A 17,532-nucleotide genomic window follows, 5' to 3' on the forward strand; every position below is an offset into this window, starting at 1 on the left:
CCGGAAAGCGGGCCGGGGTGTGGTGTCGCTTGTGGGCGTTCACCGCTGCTGGTCCTCCGCCCGGGTTTGCAGGCGCAAGGCCACCAGGGCCAGCGCCAGGATGATCACGGTGAGGGCGGTGGAGACCGCGGAGCCGTAGCCGACCTGCGTCTTCTCGAAGAACGACTGGAAGGAGAAGTACGAGGGGACATTGGTGGCCCCACCGGGCCCGCCCTTGGTGAGCACATACACCGCGCCGAAGACCTTGAGCGCCGCGATGGTGCACCACAGCAGCACGACGGAGATCTCCGGGCGGATCTGCGGCAGCGTCACATGCCAGAACCGCCGCCACCACGAGGCCCCGTCCAGCTCGGCCGCCTCGTGCAGGGACGGGTCGGCGCGCTGCAGCCCCGCCATGAAGACCACCAGCGGAAAGCCCAGCTGGACCCAGACCATCACGGCCATCACGCTGTAGAGCGCGAAGTCCGGGTCGCCCAGCCAGTCATGGCGCAGCGAGCCGAGGCCGACGGCGTCCAGCGCCTCGTTCAGCGCGCCGCCCTCCGGGGCGAGGATCCAGCTCCAGACGATCCCGGCCACCGCGATCGGCAGCACCTGCGGCAGATAGAAGCAGGCGCGCAGCACGCTCGCGGTGCGGGTGCCGATGTGCTTGGCGACGTAGTCGAAGAGCGCGGCGGCCAGCACCAGGCCGAGCACGGTGGGGAGCACGGCCATCGCCACCACCATCGCGAGGCTGTGCCGGAAGGACTCCCAGAAGGCGGAGTCGTCCAGCAGGGCGCGGTAGTTGTCCAGCCCGGCCCACTTCGGGCTGCCCACCCCCTGCCAGTGGGTGAGACTGATCCCGGTGTTCATCAGGAACGGGACGACGATGACGGCGAGGAAGGCCAGCGCGCCGGGGAGCAGGAACAGGGCGTACGGATACTCGCGGCGACGCCCTTGTACGCCGTGGCTGTGGGTGCTCATCCCTTCGGCGCGCCCGCGTCGTACGCCTTCTTCAGCGCGTCCAGATACGCGTCGGGATCCGCGCTGCCGATGATCAGCTTCTGGGTCTCGGAGACGAGGGTGTCGTAGAAGCCGGGGACCGGCCAGTCGGGATAGAAGGCCAGGCCGTCGCCGTCGGAGTAGGCGGTGAAGTCCTGGATCAGACTCCTGGACTTGGGGTCGGTGATCGCTGAGGGGTCGGCGGCCACGGGGACTCCGCCGTTGTTGCCGAGGGTGTTCTGGATGCCTTTCTTCATCGTGATGTCGATGAAGTCGTAGGCGAGTTCCTTGTTCTTGGCGCCCTTGGGGACGACCCAGAGATTGCCACCGGAGCCGAGGGTGAGCTGGGAGCCGGGGAAGCGGAACGTGCCCCACTGGTCCTTCATCTCGGACTTGAAGCGGCCGAACCACCAGCTGCCGGAGAAGAACATCGGGTACTTCCCCGCGATGAAGGCCGCGCCCGCGTCCTCGGCCTTGGCGCCGCTCGAACTCTTGGCGATATAGCCCTTCTTGACCCAGTCGGCGAAGGTGGTGGCGCCATAGGTCCAGGCGGCGTCGTGGAAGTCCGGCTTGCCCTTGTACTGCTCGTAGGCGTCCACCCAGGAGCGGTCGGCCTTGGTCAGGGCGAGTTGGTAGACGTACTGGTGGGCGGGGTATTCGGCGCCCGCGCTGGCGAGCGGGGTGACGCCCTTGTCCTTGAACGCCTCCAGGGCGGCGGTGAATTCGGCGAAGGTGGTCGGGACCTTGACGTGGTGCTTCTCGAAGAGGGTCTTGTTGTAGAAGACCATCGTGTACTCGGCGTAGTTGGGGATCCCGTACCAATTGCCGGAGCCCATCACGCCCTGTGCGTCGTAGCGGCTGGTGGTGCGCACCCCGGGGCTGAGCGGCTTGTCCCAGCCGCGTTTGGTGACCTCGGGGGTGAGGTCGGTGAGCAGGCCCTGTTTGGAGAGCAGCCCGGTGGTGGCGTTGCCCTTGTTGTACTCCATCAGGTCGGGTGCGTCACCGGAGTTGAGGACCATCGAGGCGGTCTTCTGGATCTGTTCGAAGCCCTTCTCCTCGACCTTCACCGACACGCCCGGATGGCTCTTCTTGAATTCCTCGATCGCCTGCTTCCAGGCGATGCCCATGGCGCTGTTGGGCGCCTCGTAGTGCCACAGCGTGAGCGACTTGCCGTCCCCGGCCTCGTCCCCGCCGCCCCCGCAACCCGCCATGACCAGGGATCCCGCGAGCGCGGCCGCGATGACGGCCACTGTTCGTTTCGTCCGTTTCCGTGCCGTCAACATCCGCTGCCTCCGGGAGGGTGGGAAGGAATGGCGCACGTGCAACGTTCGTCGAAGCGCTTCGATGGGGAGAGGTATACGAGGGGTGAGAGAGATATGTCAATGCCGTTGACAAAACGAGCAGGGAGCGGGCCCCTCTTTTGGGGCTCGGTTCGCCTCCGGGGCGCCTCAGCCTCCCGCAGCTACCGCTGGGAGGTGCCCCGGCCGGAAGACCTCAGCGCCCGGAAGCTTTGCGGGAGGGCCTCAGCCCCGATGGACCTGGCGCACCGTGCGGAGGAAGGCGCCCAGGACGCTCGGCACCGGTCCGAAGCGATGCGCGAGGTGGAACTCCAGCCCGGCGGCGGCCGGTTCCAGCGGCAGCAGGTCCACCCCCACATGCCGGAACCGCCGCATCCCCGCCGGTCCGATGCCGATCCCCAGCCCGCAGGCGACCAGCCCGAGCAGGGTGTGCAGATTGTGCGCCTCATGCGCGATCCTCGGCTCGACGCCGGCGGCGCGGCATACGGCGAGCGCCACATCGGCGGCGGCGGGCTCGGCCTGCCGGGAGGAGAGGATCAGCGGCTCGCCGTCCAGCGCCCGTACGGGCACGGACGCGGCACCGGCCAGCGGATGGCCGGACGGCACCGCCGCCACCAGGGTCTCCCGACCCAGCGGAAGGCTGCTCAGCCGCCGCCGGGCGGCCGCGGGCGGCGGGCCGCAAATGACCCCGGCGTCCAGGCTGCCGTCCAGCAGCGCCTCGATCTGCCGGGCGCTGGGGAGTTCGCGCAGCTCCAGCCGGACCTGCGGGCGGCGGGTCCGGAAGGCGGTGAGCACCTCGGGCAGCACGGCGGCCAGCGCGGTGCCGAGGAAGCCGATGGCGAGCGAACCGGTCTCGCCCCGGCCGGCGTCGGCCGCGTCCCGTACGGCGAGGTCGAGATGGTCCAGCACCTGCCGGGCCCGGGCCAGGAACGCCTCGCCCGCGGCGGTGGGCCGCACCCCGTGCCCGGTGCGGTCGAAGAGCCGTACGCCCAACTCGGTCTCCAGCGCCTTGATCTGCTGGGACAGCGGCGGCTGCCGAATGCCCAGCGCGGCGGCGGCGCGGCCGAAGTGGGCGTGCTCGGAGAGGGCGAGCGCATAGCGCAGATGGCGCAGCTCCATGAGAGCCAAGCCTATATCCGATCGCGAATAATCCCTTCACCTCTCATATATCAAAGAAGAAAATACCGGGGTGCCGGTGCTCGACTGGCCCGCATGAACGCGACGCGAGAGCACCGAGAGCACCGAGAACACCACGAGACGACGATCGAGGGCGTACGGCTGCACTGGGTGCGGGCGGGGTCGGGAACCCCCGTCGTCCTGCTCCACGGCTGGCCGCAGACCTGGTACGCCTGGCGCAAGGTGATCCCCGGACTCGCCCGCGACCATGAGGTGTTCGCGGTGGACCTGCCAGGCCTCGGCGACTCGGGCTCCTCCCCGCGCGGCCACGGCGTCCGGATCGCCGCCGACCTCCTCGACGCCTGGCGCGCCGAGCTGGGCCTGGACCGGGTCCATGTCGTCGGCCACGATCTGGGCGGCCCCATCGGCTATGCGTGGGCCGCCGCCCACCCGGCCCATGTGCGCAGCTTCACCCTGCTCGCCGTGCCGCTGCACGGCTTCGGGCTGAGCGAGCTGATCGCCCGCGCCGGGCTCTGGCACTTCGGCTTCTTCTCGGTGCCCGGTCTCGCGGAGCAGCTGGCGGAGGGCCGGGAGCGGATCCTGCTGGAGCACTTCTACGCGCACGCCATGGAGAGCGGGGCCATCCGCCCCGCCGATGTCGACACCTATCTGAGCACGTACACCCGGCCGGGTCGGCTGGCCAACGGCTTCGCGTACTACCGCAACGTCCCCGCCGACACCGCCGCCATCACCGAACTCGCCCGCACGAGGCTGCCGATGCCCACCCTGGCCATCGGCTGCGGCCGGGCCGGGGGCCCGGCCCCCGTCCACAGCCTCGGCCGGGTCGCCCCGGGGGTCCGCGGTGCCGTGATCGACGACAGCGGCCACTACCTCCCCGAGGAGCACCCGGGCCCCTTGCTGTCGCTGCTGGCGCCCTTCCTGGCGGAGGCGGACGGGTCGTGACGCCCGGCTCGGTCAACCTCACCGAGCGGGGATGTCCGCGTGTTCCGGCGATGTGCTCATGACCGGCCCTCCGAGCCGTGTGCTTGCGGTACGGACCGTAGCGGGGCCCGCAGACAACCCCGGCCCGACCAGGCGATGGCGAAGGCGAGGGCGGCCGCCGTCGCCGGGGTGAGGTAGGCCGATGTGGGGGTCAGGTGGTCCACCGTCCAGCCGCCCACGGCGGCGCCGGTGGAGATGCCGATGAGCAGACCGGTGTACACGGTGGTCATCCCCTCGTTGAGTCGGGCGGACGGGAGCAGACGGTGGACCAGGGTCATGCCGGTGATCATCGTGGGGGCCGTGGCCATGCCCGCCAGGAAGAGCAGCGGGGCGAGGGTGGCGAGGCTGTGGGCGGTCAGGAGGGGGAGGACGGCCAGGGCCATCGCGGCCACGCCCGCCACCAGGCGCCCTCCGGCCGTACCGCGCGGTGGCAGTGCGCCGAAGACCAGCCCGGCGGCGCAGGACCCGGCGGCCTGGAGGGCGAGGACGGCGCTGCTCGCCGTGGAGCCCCCGTACGAGCCGACGGCGGCGACCGTCGCCACCTCCATCGAGCCGAAGACCGCGCCGGTCGCGAGGAAGGTCAGCAGGATGACCCGCAGAGCGGGGGTGAGGAGCACGCGGCCCCGGGCGGGGTGCGGTTCCGGCGGCGGTTCGGTGCGGCGCTGGGCGGCGAACAGCAGGGTGCCGGTGAGCAGCAGCGCCGCCGCCGTGACCAGCCCCGCCTCGGGGAGGACCACCGTGCACAGCACCATGGCCAGCGCGGGCCCGGCCATGAAGCAGACCTCGTCGACGACCTGCTCGAAGGAGGCGGCGGTGTGCCGGGCGGCCGGGTCGTCGCGGTGCAGCGCGGCCCAGCGGGCGCGGGTCATCGCGCCCAGGCTGGGCACGCCGGACGAGCCCACCGCGCAGCAGAACAGCGTCCAGGCCGGGGCGCCGACGTGGACGCACAGCACCATGGCGGTCGCCCCGGCCACGAAGACGACGACGGCGGGGACCGCGACCCTGGCCTGCCCGTACCGGTCGACCAGCCGCCCCAGCAGCGGTCCCGCGACCGCCGTCACCGCGACTCCGGTGGCCGAGACGGCGCCCGCGAGCGCGTACGAGTCCCGCACCGTGGCGATCATCAGCACCGTGGAGACGCCGAGCATCGAGCCCGGCAGCCGTCCGACGAAGGCCGCGAGCGTGAAGGCGAGCGCACCGGGGGCGGCGAAGAGCCGGCGGTACGGGGCGAGCGGCGACCGGCGGCGGCGCGGCGGGGCGGAGGCGGCGCCGGGGCGGGAGGGGCGGGGCACGACGGGCCGGGAGGCGAGGAAGAGGATCACCCCACCACGGTCCCGGGGCCGCCCGGGGCCGGTCCAACACCTGATCCGGACTCATTCACGCATATCCGTTGTCAATGCCGGTCAGGTGAAGGGCCAAGGATCGCGTCGGCCACCATGGTGCGCGTGAACCGGGACATCGAACCGCGCCTGCTGCGCGCCTTCACCGCCGTCGCCGACGAACTGCACTTCACCCGCGCCGCCGCCCGCCTCTACGTCGCCCAGCAGGCCCTCAGCCGCGACATCCGCCGCCTGGAGCGGGAGTTGGGCGCGGAGCTGTTCGTCCGCACCACCCGCCAGGTCGCCCTCACGGCCGCGGGTGAGCGGCTGCTCCCGTACGCTCGGCGGGTGCTCCAGGCCCAGGACGACCTGGCGGCGGCCTTCAGCGGGGCCGAGCGCCGCCCGCTGCTGGTGGACGTGGGCGCCCCGGTGAGCACGGGGAGCCAGGTGCTGACGGAGGCGCGGCACCGCCTCGGCCCCGAGACCGAACTGGTGGCCCGCTTCCACAGCGGACTGGCCGGGGCCGCCGCCGAACTCCTCGCCGGCCGCCTCGACGTCTCCTTCGGCCGGGCCCACGGCCTCGACCCCGCCGTGCTCGCCCGGCTGGAACACCGCCTCGTCCGCTACGAGCGCATCGCCGTGGTCCTGCGCGAGGACCATCCGCTGGCCGGGCTCGAGGAGATCCCGCTGTCCGCGCTCGCGGGCGAGACCCTGTACGCGGCGGCGGGCAACCCCACCACCACCGAGTGGACCGACCTCGCCGAACAGCTCTTCGCGGGGCGCGGGATCGCGATGGCGGAGCCGTTCCCGGAGATCGAGGGGGACGAGGAGTTCATCCGGGTGGTGACCAAGCGCCGCTGGTCGGTGCTGGCCAGCGAGGTGTTCATCCACCTCCCCGGCACGGTGCTGCGCCCCCTCACCGACCCGGTCCCGCTCTCCCCGGTCTCCCTGCTCTGGCGCCGCGACCTGCACCACCCCGGCCTGGACGCCCTCCACACCGCGGCCCGCACGCTCGCCACCACGTCCGACTGGCTCGCCCGCCCACCGGGCGCCTGGCTGCCACGCCCGGAGGCGGGCGGGATCAGAAATCTTCGTATGGCGGAATGACGCGCGTGATGACGATGAGCCGCAGGCGTGGCATGGCCAGGAAGTACAGCCAGCCATCCCCGCCGATACCGAGGCGGCGCGGCCCACCCGGGACACCCGGCTGAGGACCCTTGCCGGTATCGGCGACGTCGACGCCCAGACCGGCGAGGTCGACGAGTTCATGCGCGATCCTCCGGCGGGGCGGGCGGGCGGTGCACCGCGTACGGTACCGGGCGATACCTCGCGTCGCGTATGCGATGGCCACGACTCCACCGCAGCAGGGAATCCCCGGGATCCCGGGACTCCGGGACCAGACCCCGGGGCCCCGCCCCGGCCCCGGCACCCCGAGCCCCCGGAGACCCCTCACCGCCCCCCGCCCCCACAGGTGAGAGCAAGGTTTCGTCCGCGTCACCTGCCGCCACAGCCCGGTAATGCGCCGTCCCTACCGTCGGGCAGCGACACCGAGAACTGTGGAGGCGTGATGACTGCCCCGACCACCACCGCCGCACGCAAAGGGGGCCGCTGGATCGAGCAGTGGGACCCGGAGGACGAGACCTTCTGGAGGCAGAAGGGGGAGCGGATCGCCACCCGGAATCTGGTCTTCTCCATCCTCTCCGAGCACATCGGGTTCTCCATCTGGAGCCTGTGGTCGGTGATGGTCCTGTTCATGGGGCCGGAGTACGGCGTCGACGCGGCCGGGAAGTTCTTCCTGGTGGCGATGCCCACGCTGGTCGGCGGGGTCCTTCGGGTCCCGTACACCTTCGCCGTCGCCCGGTTCGGCGGGCGCAACTGGACGATCATCAGCGCGGCGACGCTGCTCGTGCCCGCGATCACCGCCGCCGCGGTGATGGAGCCCGGGACCTCCTACACCACCTTCATGGTGGTCGCGGCGCTCACCGGTGTCGGCGGCGGCAATTTCGCCTCGTCCATGACCAACATCAACTCCTTCTATCCGCTGCGCAAGAAGGGCTGGGCGCTCGGGCTCAACGCGGGCGGCGGCAACATCGGCGTGCCCGTGATCCAGCTGATCGGGCTGTTGGTCATCGGCACCGCCGGGGCGGCCCATCCGCGGCTCGTGCTCGCCGTCTACATCCCGCTGATCGTGGTCGCGGCGGCGCTCTCCGCGCTGTTCATGGACAACCTGGCGCCGGTGCGCAACGACTCCGGGGCGGCCAAGGAGGCGGCGCGGGACGCCCACACCTGGATCATGTCGCTGCTCTACATCGGCACCTTCGGCTCGTTCATCGGCTACAGCTTCGCCTTCGGCCTGGTGCTGCAGAACCAGTTCGACCGCACCCCGCTGCAGGCGGCCTCGCTCACCTTCATCGGCCCGCTGCTCGGCTCGCTCATCCGCCCCGTCGGCGGGCGGCTCGCCGACACCCGCGGCGGCGCGAAGATCACCCTCTGGAACTTCGCCGCCATGGGCGCCGCGACCCTCGTGGTCGTCTACGCCTCCGCACAGAAGTCGCTGCCCGTCTTCCTCGTCGGCTTCATCGCCCTCTTCGTCCTCAGCGGACTCGGCAACGGCTCCACCTTCAAGATGATCCCCGGCATCTTCCAGGCGAAGGCCCTCGCCCGGGGCCTGAAGGGCGAGGAGGCCGCGTCCTACGGGCGGCGGCTCTCGGGCGCGGCGATGGGGCTGATCGGGGCGGTCGGCGCGCTCGGCGGGCTCGGGATCAACCTCGTCTTCCGGGAGTCGTTCGCAAGCGCCCACTCCGGCACCCCCGCCTTCGTCTCCTTCCTCGCCTTCTACGCCGTGTGCTCCGCGGTCACCTGGGCCGTATACCTCCGCGGCGCCCGCTCGGCCCCGGCGCCCGCCGCCGAGCAGGACACGCATGATCCGCGCTCGGAGCGGCAACCCGCCTACGCGGACGTCTGAGCGGCTCGGGGCGTACGGTCGACCGGGGAAGCCCCCGGCCGTACGCCCCGTTACAGATGGGAAACCTCCGTGAACCGCCACCGTCACGGGACGGCGACAGGATGCGGAACGGAGGCGCCCATACGCGAGTGAATCGGGAGATCGGGACGAGAGCCATGCACCGAGAACAGACCGGAGCCGCGGGCGACGAAGCACCCGTCGGCCCCCTCGCCGGATTCACCGTGGGCGTCACCGCGGCACGGCGCGCGGATGAGCTCGGCGCGCTGCTGCGGCGCCGCGGCGCGGCCGTGATGCACGCGCCGGCGCTGCGGATCGTGCCGCTGGCCGACGACTCCGAACTCCTGGCCGCCACCAAGCAGTTGATCGACCACGCCCCGCACGCCGTCATCGCCACCACCGCCATCGGCTTCCGCGGCTGGGTCGAGGCCGCCGACGGCTGGGGCCTGGGTGACGCGCTGCTGGACCGGCTGCGCGAGGTGCGGCTGCTGGCCCGCGGGCCCAAGGTGCGCGGGGCGATCCGGGCCGCCGGGCTCACCGAGGAGTGGTCCCCGCCCTCCGAGTCGATGGCCGAGGTGCTCGAGCGGCTGCTGGAGGAGGGCGTGGAGGGGCAGCGCATCGCCATCCAGCTGCACGGCGAGCCGCTGCCCGGCTTCGTCGAGTCGCTGCGCGCCGGGGGAGCGGAGGTGGTCGGGGTGCCGGTCTACCGCTGGATGCCACCGGAGGACATCGGGCCCGTCGACCGACTGCTGGACGCCACGGTCGCCCGCGCCCTGGACGCCGTCACCTTCACCAGCGCTCCCGCCGCCGCGAGCCTGCTGGACCGGGCCGAACGGCGCGGGATGCGCGAGGAACTCCTGGACGCGCTCCGCCGTGACGTGCTGCCCGCCTGCGTCGGCCCGGTCACCGCGCTCCCGCTGGAGGCCCACGACATACCCACCTCCCAACCCGAACGGTTCCGCCTCGGCCCCCTCGTCCAGCTGCTGACCGCGGAACTCCCGGGCCGGGTCCGCCCGTTGCCGGTCGCCGGGCGACGCCTGGAGATCCGCGGCCACGCCGTGGTCGTCGACGGCGAACTGCGCACCGTGCCGCCCGCGGGGATGGCCCTGCTACGTGCCCTGGCCCGCCGCCCCGGCTGGGTCGTGGCCCGCTCGGAACTGCTGCGCTCGCTGCCTGGCGCGGGCCGCGACGAACACGCGGTGGAAACGGCGATGGCCCGCCTCCGCACGGCCCTTGGCTCCCCCAAACTCATCCAGACCGTGGTCAAACGCGGCTACCGGCTGGCGCTGGACCCTTCGGCCGAAACGAAGTACGCGGACGCGTAGCCGCCCACCGGGGGCGCCCTTGGGTGCGCGGTGGGGTGTGTGGTGGGTGCCGGGTGCGGGGCCCTGGACCGTATATTTACGGCGCCGTTGGCCGGGGGCGTGGGGTGGGCCGGGGATGGGCGCCACGAATACACGTAAGCGTCCAGGCCCCCACCCCTGCGACCCCGCCGCCTCCCGCCGTCTCGCGGCTGGCCGTCGGTGGCATGGGTGGTGTGCGGTTCCGGACCGCCCGGGGGGAAAATTCAGCCCCTCCGGCGTTTGAGGAGCGGGGTCCGGGGCGGAGCCCCGGTGGGGGTCCAGGGGGCGGAGCGCCATTGTTTCGGGAAGGGGCGGGGTGGGGGTTATCCGCCGGAGGCGCCCACGGCCCGCACTGGGTGTTCGGCCGGGGCCGGGTGTTGGGTGGCGCGGCCCCGCGTCCGGTACCCCCAGGGTCACCACGGCGGAGCCCTGCGCACAGCGTTTGCGAGGCGTTCGCCCGGGCTCGCCTCCGGAGGGGTTCCGGGTGACAGCCGGGGCGGGCACTCTGAAAGGTGACCGGATCGGGCCTTCCCCGAGGGGTGACAGGAACATGGCGGCGTCGGGCTACGACCTGCGGTTCGACTCGGGGCGGATCTGCCTGGACCTGGTGGCCACGGTCGGTGGCCGGCTCAGCGAGGCGCCCGTCGAGCGGCTCGGCGGCGTGGAGCCCCTCAGGGCCTGGCTGCTCGGCGCCGGTCTGGTGCCCGGCGGCACTCCGCTCGACGTCGTGGACCACCGCTGGCTCGTCCGCTTCCGGGCGGCCCGCGACCTGCTGCACCGCATCGTCCACACCGAGGTCGAGGGCCACGCCGCCGGCGCCGACCTGGAGCGGATGAACGCGCTGGCCGCCACCGCCCCGCCCGCCCTGCGGGCCGTACGGACCCCCGACGGCACCCTGCTCCGCGCCCTCGCCGGGAAACCCGACTGCGGTGCCCTGCTCTCCCAGATCGCCCGCGACGCCGTGCAGTTGCTCACCGACCCGGTGGCACGCGGGCAGTTGCGGCGTTGCGAGGGGGAGACCTGCTCACTGCTCTACCTCGACACCTCGCGCGGCCGCCGGAGGCGCTGGTGCTCCAGCGAAATCTGCGGAAACCGCGAACGAGTTGCCCGTCACCGTCGTCGGGTAGCCCCAACCGTCACCTAAACCCAAGCATTAGCAAAACATGAACCAGATTCAGACATGACACAGGCCCCGGATGGGGGGACCGGGGCCTGCGGGGCGGTTTTGGGGAGGGAGCCCTTCCTGATGGCCGACACCCGCCCGGCGTCGGCCTACTCGGACTCAAGTACGCATCGCGCAGGGGGAGATGTTCAGCCGGGAATTGGGACGTACATCACACGGTGGCCGATGAACGCCGAGCGTTTCCAGCCCGTACCCCCCTCGACCCGGCGGCTTGCGTACGCAAAGATGCCCTCGTGACCGAGAGGACGACACCGGACGACGCGCTCATGCGCGCGCTCTACGCGGAGCACGCAGGCCCGCTTCTCGCCTTCGTCCTGCGCCTGGTCGCGGGCGACCGGCATCGCGCCGAGGACGTGGTCCAGGAGACCTTGCTCCGGGCCTGGCGCAACGCCGACCAACTCCGGCGCTCCGGCGGGTCGGTACGGCCCTGGCTGGTGACCGTGGCCCGCCGCATCGTCATCGACGGCCACCGTCAACGCCGCGCACGTCCCCACGAAGTGGACGCGGCACCGCTCCATGTGATGCCCGCCGCGGACGACATCGACCGCGCATTGCGCCAGATGACCATTTCTGACGCGTTGAATGACCTCACCGATGCACATAGAGCGGCCCTCGTCGAGACATACTTCAAGGGACGGACGGTGAGTGAGGCGGCCGAAGTGCTGGGCGTTCCCGCCGGGACGGTACGGTCCCGGGTCTTCTACGCGCTGCGCTCCCTGAAGCTCTCGCTCGAGGAACGGGGGGTTACGGCATGATGCCGGCAGCGGACGACCAGCAGCACACCGCGGTCGGCGCCTATGCGCTCGGAGTGCTCGACCCCGCCGACGCGGCGCGCTTCGAGGACCACCTCATCGGGTGTGAGCGGTGCGCCGCCGAGCTCGACGAGCTGATGGGCCTGCCGCCCCTGCTGGCCGAGTACGCCACCGCCGCCGACGGCACCGCGCTCCCGGATCCGTCGGTGGTCACCGCCCGCCCGGGGCCCGAACTGCTCGACCGGCTCCTGGAAGACGTCACGGTCAGTCGCAAGGCATCCGGCAGAAGGCGGCTCTACCTCGTCGCCGCGGCCGCCATCCTCATCGTCGGCGGCCCGCTCGCGGGCGCGGCGCTCACCGCGAGCTCCGACGACGACGGGAAGACCCAGGCGGTGGCGTCCACCTCCCAGCAGGTGTACGACCAGGGCAAGAAGTTCAGCGCGGTGGACCCGGTCACCAAGGTGGACGCGTCCGTCTCGCTGCAGCAGAAGGGCTGGGGCACCTCCGTCGCCCTCAAGCTGGGCAACCTCAAGGGGCCGCGCACCTGCGACCTGGTGGCCATCGGCAAGGACGGCCACGAGGAGACCATCACCACCTGGGCCGTGCCCACATCGGGCTACGGCATCACGGACGGGGACGGCTCGCGCTGGAGCAAGGAGCCGCTCTACGCCCAGGGCGGCGCCGCCATGAACACCGACGACATCGAGCGTTTCGAGGTCCGCACGCTGGACGGCCAGCGCCTGGCCGAGGTCAGGCTCTGAGAATCCCTCTCCCCGGGGGTGTACGGTTGACGGCTGCCCTTAAGAACACAGAAGGGGGCCTGGGTGGCCGCGCAGAACGCCACGCATGACGACCGGACGGCACCGCGGCGGGACGGCGGGGACGGGGTCCGGGACCGCGAGATCCGGATCGAGCAGACGCATCTGGACCGGGTGTACCACCGCCTCGAGGAGAAGATCCACGAGGCGGAGTTCCTCATGGACGACGCCGCCAAGCGCGGCCAGGTCGGTACGCCCGGGGCGCTCGCCGAACGGGACGCCCAGGTCTTCCGGGCCGGGGTCCACCTCAACCGGCTCAACAGCGAGTTCGAGGACTTCCTCTTCGGCCGCATCGACTTGCTGCCGGGGAAGGACGGCGAGCGCGGCCCCGACGGCGCCTACACCTCCGTCGAGCCCGCCGACGACGCCATCAGCACCGGCCCGGACGGCGACCGCGCGGAGATCGCCGAAACCCTGCACATCGGCCGCATCGGCGTACTCGACGCCGACTACGCCCCGCTGGTGATCGATTGGCGGGCGCCCGCCGCCGCGCCCTTCTACCGCTCGACCCCGGTGGCCCCCGGCCGCGTCGTCCGCCGCCGGGTGATCCGCAGCAAGGGCCGCCGGGTGCTCGGCGTCGAGGACGACCTGCTGCGCCCGGAGCTGAGCGCGACCCTCGACGGCGCCGCGCTGCCGGTGGTCGGCGACGGCGCGCTGATGGCCGCGCTGGGCCAGGCCCGCGGCCACACCATGCGGGACATCGTCGCCTCCATCCAGGCCGAGCAGGACCAGGTGATCCGCGCCCCCGCCGCCTCCATCACCGAGGTCGAGGGCGGCCCCGGCACCGGGAAGACGGCGGTCGCGCTGCACCGCGCGGCGTACCTCCTCTACCAGGACCGGCGGCGCTACGCGGGCGGCATCCTCGTGGTCAGCCCCACCCCGCTGCTGGTCGCCTACACCGAGGGCGTGCTGCCCTCACTGGGCGAGGAGGGCCAGGTGGCCATCCGCGCGGTGGGCTCCCTGGTGGAGGGCGCCGAGGCCACCACGTACGACACCCCGGCCGTGGCCCGCGTCAAGGGCTCCTCCCGGATGCTGAGGGTGCTGCGCAAGGCCGCCCGCGGCGCGCTGGAGATGCCGCGGGGAGCGGCCGCCGCATCGGCCTCGCCATCAAACTCTTCGTCAGACCCCTCGTCGGCCCCGCCGTCGGACGACGGCCAGCTGACTCTCGACGCGGCGCTCGGCGCCCCCGCCGCGACCCCGTCGAAGGACGGCGGCAGACCCGGCGCGGGCTCCGGGACCAGACCTGGCGGCCCGCCGGAGCGGCTGCGCGTGGTCGCCTTCGGTGCCCGGATCGAGCTGGACGCCGATGAGCTGCGCCGCATCCGCCAGAACGTGCTGGGCGGCACCGCACCCGTCAACCTGCTGCGCCCCCGCGCCCGCCGGCTGCTCCTGGACGCGCTGTGGACCCGCTCCGGCGCGCCCAGGCGGTACACCGACCCCGAGTTGGCCGCCGAGGCGCGGGAGGGCTTCGACGAGGACATCTCCTCCGAGGACGTCTTCCAGGAGTTCCTCGATGCCTGGTGGCCCGAGCTCACCCCCCGGTCCGTCCTCGCCGCCATGGCCGACGAGAAGCGGTTGGGGCGCTGGTCGCGGAGGGTGCTCAACCCGCGCGAGGTCCGTCAGGTGGCCCGGTCGCTGGCCCGGCTCGGCCCGGACGGACAGGGCCCGCTGTCGGTCCACGACGTGGCGCTGCTGGACGAGCTGAACACTCTCCTGGGCCTCCCCGCCCGCCCCGCCGCCCCCCGCGAGGTGGATCCGCTGGACCAGCTCACCGGTCTGGAGGAGCTGACCACCTACGCCGACCGGGTCGGCCCCCGCCGCAGCCGCGCCGATCGGGCCGAGCAAGAGCGCACCGACTACGCCCACGTCATCGTCGACGAGGCGCAGGACCTCACCCCCATGCAGTGGCGGATGGTGGGACGGCGCGGCCGCCACGCCACCTGGACGGTCGTCGGCGACCCGGCCCAGAGCTCCTGGTCCGACCCGGACGAGGCGGGGCGGGCCCGGGACGAGGCGCTCGGCAGCCGCCCGCGCCGCCGCTTCACCCTCACCGTCAACTACCGCAACCCGTCCGAGATCGCCGAACTGGCCACCAGGGTCCTCACGCTGGCGATGCCCGGCACCCCCGCGCCCGAGGCGGTCCGCTCCACGGGCGTGGAGCCGCGGTTCGCACCGGGTGTGGACGGCGACCTCGGCGCGGCCGCGCGCCGGGAGGCGCTCCGACTGCTGGACGAGGTGGAGGGCACCGTCGGCGTCGTCGTCGCGATGAACCGCCGCGAGCAGGCCCGCCAGTGGCTGACCGGCCTGGGCCACCGGGTGGTGGCGCTGGGCAGCCTGGAGGCGAAGGGGCTGGAGTACGACGCGACGGTCGTGGTCTCGCCCGCCGAGATCGCCGACGAGTCGCCCGCGGGGCTACGGGTGCTGTATGTGGCGCTCACCCGCGCGACCCAGCGGCTGACGGTGGTGTCGGGCACCCGCGACGAGCCGGACGCCCACGGCGTCCCCGACCTGCTGCGGGAGTGAATCTCCCGCCAGGCTCGGCCGGGGGCGCCCAGGCCCTTCGGCCGCCGCTGGGAGGCGGCCGAAGGGGGGGGCCGGGCCCGCTCGGAACGGCGGGGGCGAAATCAACCCCCGGGAGGGGAATCCCTTCCCGGACCTGTTTGTTAGCCTTGATGTGGCACCGGCCCGATCCAAGCCCCCGGGCCCAACCTTCGTCGCTTCGAGCGACCACTTGCCGCGAGGCGAGCATGGCGGGTCGGTGTCACCCTTCTCTTCCGTAAGAGGTCCGCGCCGGGCGGTATCAGCCGCCCAGGATGCGGACCTCTTCGGCTTGCGGGCCCTTGCGGCCCTGCACGATCTGGAATTCGACCCGCTGCTCGTCGACCAGGCTGCGGTAGCCGCTGCCGTCGATCGAGCTGTAGTGGACGAAGACGTCCGGTCCGCCGTCCTCCTGGGCGATGAAGCCGTAGCCCTTCTCGGCGTTGAACCACTTCACGGTGCCCTGAGCCATGCCCGCGCTCCTCTTGTCTCTTCCTCTGACGCTGTAGCGCGCCAGAGCCTAGGACGGTGGATGCGGCGGACGGCCCGCCTCGCCAGGGGTTCCCGCGAAGGAGTGGGGCTTTCCACTCGGGTGACCCCACTCTGCTATGTCAGAACAATATGTCCGAAAGTCGGGCCGGGTTACCCCGTACCGAGAGGTAGGTGCAACTATCTGAGGACGTGGCCCGGCATTTCCGCGGCCCGGACAGCATGTACAAGGGAAAGCAGAGGAAGCAGGCCATGGCAACGGCGCCCAGCGTCTCGTACTCGATGACGGTCCGGCTGGAGGTGCCCGCGAGCGGTACCGCGGTCAGCCAGCTGACCACGGCCGTGGAGTCCTCCGGTGGCTCGGTCACGGGCCTCGATGTGACCGCTTCCGGCCACGAGAAGCTCCGTATCGACGTCACCATCGCCGCCACCTCGACCGCGCACGCCCAGGAAATCGTGGAGAAGCTGCGGGGCATCGAGGGTGTCTCGCTCGGCAAGGTCTCCGACCGTACGTTCCTGATGCACCTCGGCGGCAAGATCGAGATGTCGTCGAAACACCCCATCCGCAACCGTGACGACCTCTCCATGGTCTACACCCCGGGCGTCGCCCGGGTCTGCCAGGCCATCGCGGAGAACCCGGAGGACGCCCGGCGCCTCACCATCAAGCGCAACAGTGTGGCCGTCGTCACCGACGGCTCCGCGGTCCTGGGCCTCGGCAACATCGGCCCGAAGGCCGCCCTGCCGGTCATGGAGGGCAAGGCGGCCCTCTTCAAGCGGTTCGCGGGCATCGACGCCTGGCCGATCTGCCTGGACACCCAGAACACCGACGAGATCGTCGCGATCGTGAAGGCCATCGCCCCCGGCTTCGCGGGGATCAACCTGGAGGACATCTCCGCCCCCCGCTGCTTCGAGATCGAGGCGCGGCTGCGCGAGTCCGTGGACATCCCGGTCTTCCACGACGACCAGCACGGCACCGCGATCGTGGTGCTGGCCGCCCTCACCAACGCGCTGCGGGTGGTCGACAAGAAGATCGAGGATGTGAGGGTCGTCATGTCCGGCGCGGGCGCCGCCGGCACCGCCATCCTGCGGCTGCTGATCGCCGCGGGCGTGCGCCACGCGGTGGTCGCCGACATCCACGGTGTGGTGCACGCCGGGCGCGAGGACCTGGTCTCCGCCGACCCGGAGTCCCCGCTGCGCTGGATCGCCGACAACACCAACCCGGAGGGCGTCACGGGCACCCTGCGCGAGGCCGTGCGGGGCGCGGACGTCTTCATCGGCGTCTCGGCCCCGAACGTGCTCTCGGGCGACGACGTGGCCGCCATGGCGGACGGTGCGATCGTCTTCGCCCTGGCCAACCCCGACCCCGAGGTGGACCCGGCGATCGCCCGCCAGACGGCCGCGGTTGTCGCCACCGGGCGCTCGGACTTCCCGAACCAGATCAACAACGTGCTGGTGTTCCCGGGCGTTTTCCGTGGTTTGCTGGACGCGCAGTCGCGTACGGTGAACACCGAGATGATGCTGGCCGCTGCCGGCGCGCTCGCGGACGTCGTCCACGACGACGAGCTCAATGCCAACTACATCATTCCGAGCGTCTTCAACGACAAGGTCGCGGGGGCGGTCGCCGGAGCCGTACGGGACGCGGCGCGCCCTGTGACCGGTACCACTGCGGTCTAGGCCCGGCACGGCGCGTCGCGCGCTGTGGGGTCCCGGAGGCAGCCATAGGGTGGCGGGCAG

15 protein-coding genes are annotated in these 17,532 nt (G+C 72.1%); 9 read left to right on the top strand and 6 right to left on the bottom strand.

Going from position 1 to position 17,532, the window contains the following annotated elements; genetic code table 11:
* Positions 1-39 precede the first annotated feature (39 nt).
* From ACFYOY_RS37280 to ACFYOY_RS37290, 3 genes are all read right to left on the bottom strand, one after another.
* Complete coding sequence (locus tag ACFYOY_RS37280) at positions 40-960, bottom strand: carbohydrate ABC transporter permease (RefSeq protein ID WP_388592074.1); 921 nt, start codon at positions 958-960, stop codon at positions 40-42.
* A complete protein-coding gene (locus tag ACFYOY_RS37285; protein ID WP_388592076.1) occupies positions 957-2,261 on the bottom strand; it encodes an extracellular solute-binding protein in 1,305 nt (434 codons plus the stop codon). Before ACFYOY_RS37285 ends, ACFYOY_RS37280 begins: the two co-directional genes overlap by 4 nt.
* Positions 2,262-2,501: 240 nt before the next feature.
* A complete protein-coding gene (locus ACFYOY_RS37290; RefSeq protein ID WP_351895956.1) occupies positions 2,502-3,395 on the bottom strand; it encodes a LysR substrate-binding domain-containing protein in 894 nt (297 codons plus the stop codon).
* 93 nt (positions 3,396-3,488) lie between these two features.
* Between ACFYOY_RS37290 and ACFYOY_RS37295 the strand changes: the two genes are divergently transcribed.
* The gene (locus tag ACFYOY_RS37295; protein WP_351895951.1) at positions 3,489-4,355 is read left to right on the top strand and encodes an alpha/beta fold hydrolase; all 867 of its coding nucleotides are present in this window, start codon (positions 3,489-3,491) and stop codon (positions 4,353-4,355) included.
* Positions 4,356-4,411: 56 nt separating this feature from the next.
* On the opposite strand, the gene ACFYOY_RS37300 is transcribed toward ACFYOY_RS37295, so the two are convergent.
* On the bottom strand, positions 4,412-5,716 hold the full coding sequence (locus tag ACFYOY_RS37300) for an MFS transporter (protein ID WP_351895944.1): 1,305 nt from the start codon (positions 5,714-5,716) through the stop codon (positions 4,412-4,414).
* Between the two features lie 114 nt (positions 5,717-5,830).
* Between ACFYOY_RS37300 and ACFYOY_RS37305 the strand changes: the two genes are divergently transcribed.
* Positions 5,831-6,820, top strand: coding sequence for a LysR family transcriptional regulator (locus ACFYOY_RS37305; RefSeq protein ID WP_388592078.1), 990 nt, complete (start codon positions 5,831-5,833; stop codon positions 6,818-6,820).
* Here the strand turns inward: ACFYOY_RS37305 and ACFYOY_RS37310 are convergent.
* Positions 6,795-7,064, bottom strand: coding sequence for a hypothetical protein (locus tag ACFYOY_RS37310; protein WP_351895934.1), 270 nt, complete (start codon positions 7,062-7,064; stop codon positions 6,795-6,797). The two genes, ACFYOY_RS37305 and ACFYOY_RS37310, sit on opposite strands and share 26 nt — an antisense overlap.
* A 216-nt stretch (positions 7,065-7,280) precedes the next feature.
* On the opposite strand from ACFYOY_RS37310, the gene ACFYOY_RS37315 reads away from it, so the two are divergent.
* From ACFYOY_RS37315 to ACFYOY_RS37340, 6 genes are all read left to right on the top strand, one after another.
* A complete protein-coding gene (locus tag ACFYOY_RS37315; RefSeq protein WP_351895929.1) occupies positions 7,281-8,678 on the top strand; it encodes a nitrate/nitrite transporter in 1,398 nt (465 codons plus the stop codon).
* A gap of 155 nt (positions 8,679-8,833) precedes the next feature.
* A complete protein-coding gene (locus ACFYOY_RS37320; RefSeq protein WP_351895923.1) occupies positions 8,834-10,000 on the top strand; it encodes a uroporphyrinogen-III synthase in 1,167 nt (388 codons plus the stop codon).
* A 568-nt stretch (positions 10,001-10,568) separates the two neighbouring features.
* Positions 10,569-11,162, top strand: coding sequence for an ABATE domain-containing protein (locus ACFYOY_RS37325; protein ID WP_351895916.1), 594 nt, complete (start codon positions 10,569-10,571; stop codon positions 11,160-11,162).
* Positions 11,163-11,434: 272 nt separating this feature from the next.
* The gene (locus ACFYOY_RS37330; protein ID WP_020870913.1) at positions 11,435-11,956 is read left to right on the top strand and encodes a sigma-70 family RNA polymerase sigma factor; all 522 of its coding nucleotides are present in this window, start codon (positions 11,435-11,437) and stop codon (positions 11,954-11,956) included.
* On the top strand, positions 11,953-12,714 hold the full coding sequence (locus ACFYOY_RS37335) for a zf-HC2 domain-containing protein (RefSeq protein WP_351895905.1): 762 nt from the start codon (positions 11,953-11,955) through the stop codon (positions 12,712-12,714). Before ACFYOY_RS37330 ends, ACFYOY_RS37335 begins: the two co-directional genes overlap by 4 nt.
* A 63-nt stretch (positions 12,715-12,777) precedes the next feature.
* A complete protein-coding gene (locus ACFYOY_RS37340) occupies positions 12,778-15,294 on the top strand; it encodes a HelD family protein (RefSeq protein WP_388592081.1) in 2,517 nt (838 codons plus the stop codon).
* 277 nt (positions 15,295-15,571) lie between these two features.
* On the opposite strand, the gene ACFYOY_RS37345 is transcribed toward ACFYOY_RS37340, so the two are convergent.
* The gene (locus ACFYOY_RS37345; protein ID WP_014061093.1) at positions 15,572-15,781 is read right to left on the bottom strand and encodes a cold-shock protein; all 210 of its coding nucleotides are present in this window, start codon (positions 15,779-15,781) and stop codon (positions 15,572-15,574) included.
* Positions 15,782-16,050: 269 nt separating this feature from the next.
* Between ACFYOY_RS37345 and ACFYOY_RS37350 the strand changes: the two genes are divergently transcribed.
* Positions 16,051-17,472: an NAD-dependent malic enzyme gene (locus tag ACFYOY_RS37350; RefSeq protein ID WP_351895896.1), complete on the top strand. Its 1,422-nt coding sequence runs from the start codon at positions 16,051-16,053 to the stop codon at positions 17,470-17,472.
* The last annotated feature ends 60 nt before the right edge of the window (positions 17,473-17,532 follow it).

It is taken from the genome of Streptomyces sp. NPDC007875 (assembly GCF_042868035.1).
Taxonomy (GTDB): Bacteria; Actinomycetota; Actinomycetes; order Streptomycetales; family Streptomycetaceae; genus Streptomyces; species Streptomyces antimycoticus.

What these genes read in the sequence shown, in the direction of transcription:
- ACFYOY_RS37280 (WP_388592074.1), bottom strand. Translation starts at nt 960, where the DNA reads ATGAGCACCCACAGCCACGGCGTACAAGGGCGTCGCCGCGAGTATCCG.
- ACFYOY_RS37285 (WP_388592076.1), bottom strand. Translation starts at nt 2,261, where the DNA reads ATGTTGACGGCACGGAAACGGACGAAACGAACAGTGGCCGTCATCGCG.
- ACFYOY_RS37290 (WP_351895956.1), bottom strand. Translation starts at nt 3,395, where the DNA reads ATGGAGCTGCGCCATCTGCGCTATGCGCTCGCCCTCTCCGAGCACGCC.
- ACFYOY_RS37295 (WP_351895951.1), top strand. Translation starts at nt 3,489, where the DNA reads ATGAACGCGACGCGAGAGCACCGAGAGCACCGAGAACACCACGAGACG.
- ACFYOY_RS37305 (WP_388592078.1), top strand. Translation starts at nt 5,831, where the DNA reads ATGGTGCGCGTGAACCGGGACATCGAACCGCGCCTGCTGCGCGCCTTC.
- ACFYOY_RS37315 (WP_351895929.1), top strand. Translation starts at nt 7,281, where the DNA reads ATGACTGCCCCGACCACCACCGCCGCACGCAAAGGGGGCCGCTGGATC.
- ACFYOY_RS37320 (WP_351895923.1), top strand. Translation starts at nt 8,834, where the DNA reads ATGCACCGAGAACAGACCGGAGCCGCGGGCGACGAAGCACCCGTCGGC.
- ACFYOY_RS37325 (WP_351895916.1), top strand. Translation starts at nt 10,569, where the DNA reads ATGGCGGCGTCGGGCTACGACCTGCGGTTCGACTCGGGGCGGATCTGC.
- ACFYOY_RS37335 (WP_351895905.1), top strand. Translation starts at nt 11,953, where the DNA reads ATGATGCCGGCAGCGGACGACCAGCAGCACACCGCGGTCGGCGCCTAT.
- ACFYOY_RS37345 (WP_014061093.1), bottom strand. Translation starts at nt 15,781, where the DNA reads ATGGCTCAGGGCACCGTGAAGTGGTTCAACGCCGAGAAGGGCTACGGC.
- ACFYOY_RS37350 (WP_351895896.1), top strand. Translation starts at nt 16,051, where the DNA reads ATGGCAACGGCGCCCAGCGTCTCGTACTCGATGACGGTCCGGCTGGAG.